Annotated in this window: 2 protein-coding genes; one reads left to right on the top strand and one right to left on the bottom strand. The window is 58.9% G+C overall.

From position 1 onward, the window contains the following. Window positions 1–155, bottom strand: a 155-nt coding sequence (locus LYNGBM3L_RS36400) for a tRNA-dihydrouridine synthase (protein WP_008183586.1), incomplete at its 3' end; no start/stop codon positions are given. A gap of 226 nt (window positions 156–381) precedes the next feature. Between LYNGBM3L_RS36400 and LYNGBM3L_RS12970 the strand changes: the two genes are divergently transcribed. Then, the coding region (locus LYNGBM3L_RS12970) for an acyl-CoA dehydrogenase family protein (protein WP_044492992.1) at window positions 382–1,329 on the top strand (948 nt) is incomplete at its 3' end.

Here is a 1,329-nt window from a genome sequence, read left to right as displayed (position 1 = left end):
CGGTCGCGGTCACCGTGAATGACGGCATCGGCTATGACCATTTCGGTCCACAGCAAAGCGCGCTTGGACAGAACGCGATGAAACGCGCGACAATGCCGATCCGTCCAGTCCATCATAGGGGCGACGCTGAATTTGTAAGCCGTTTTGTCGAGCATGAGTGGTTTGTTGCCGCCGATCACGTATCAAGTCGCGTTGTCCTAGCGCCGGAGCGGCAAACCTCCAAGCAGGCAAGTGCAACCTGCGGCGTCTCGCACCCCAGGAGAATATTGCGGGGTTCCGGAAAAATGACGCAACGCCTTACCTGAACGCGCGGTTGTGTTCGGCGAAATCGACGTCTATCCCGGGGCCAGATGAAATTTTGGTCCAAAGAGGACAGCCGCCATGACCGTGCCTTACCCGACTCTGCAATTCGGCCTTTCCGAAGAAGCTGAAATGATCCGCGACACCGTACATCGGTTCGCGCAAGACGAGATCGCGCCAATTGCAGCAGAGGTGGACGAAACCAATCAATTCCCGCGTCACCTCTGGCCCAAAATGGGGGAGCTTGGCCTGCACGGCATTACGGTCAGCGAAGAAGATGGCGGCACCGGGCTCGGCTATCTCGAACATACCATCGCGGTCGAAGAGATCAGCCGCGCATCGGCGTCGGTTGGCCTGTCTTATGGCGCCCATTCCAATCTCTGCATCAACCAGCTGCGGCGCTGGGGCAATGACGCGCAAAAAGCGAAACACCTGCCCGGCCTGATCTCAGGCGAGCATCTTGGCTCTCTGGCGATGAGTGAACCGAGCGCCGGGTCTGACGTCGTATCGATGAAGCTGAATGCGCAGGCGGTTCAGGGCGGTTATCTGCTGAATGGCAATAAAATGTGGATCACCAACGCGCCGACCGCCGATACACTGCTCGTCTACGCCAAGACGGATCCCAATGGCGGTTCGAAAGGCATTTCAGCCTTCCTGATCACACCCGACATGGAAGGCTTCACGACCGCCCAAAAGCTCGACAAGCTTGGCATGCGCGGGTCTGATACGTGCGAACTGGTGTTCGAAGACTGCGTCGTGCCGGAAGAGAATCTGGTCGGCGAACTTGGCCAGGGCGCCGAGATCCTGATGAGCGGTCTCGATTATGAGCGCGTGGTGCTGTCTGGCGTGTCGCTCGGCATCATGCAGGCCGTCCTTGATGCGGTCCTGCCTTACATCCACGAGCGCGAACAATTCGGCAAACCGATTGGCACGTTCCAGCTGATGCAAGGCAAGCTTGCCGACATGTATGTCACGCTGTCGACCGCCCGGGCCTATTCCTACGCCGTCGCCGCGGCTTGCGATCGCGGC

The sequence above is a fragment of the Moorena producens 3L genome, from assembly GCF_000211815.1.
Taxonomy (GTDB): Bacteria; Cyanobacteriota; Cyanobacteriia; order Cyanobacteriales; family Coleofasciculaceae; genus Moorena; species Moorena producens.
The sequence above is the reverse complement of the archived record's forward strand: the minus strand, read 5'-3'. Positions and strand labels throughout refer to the sequence as shown.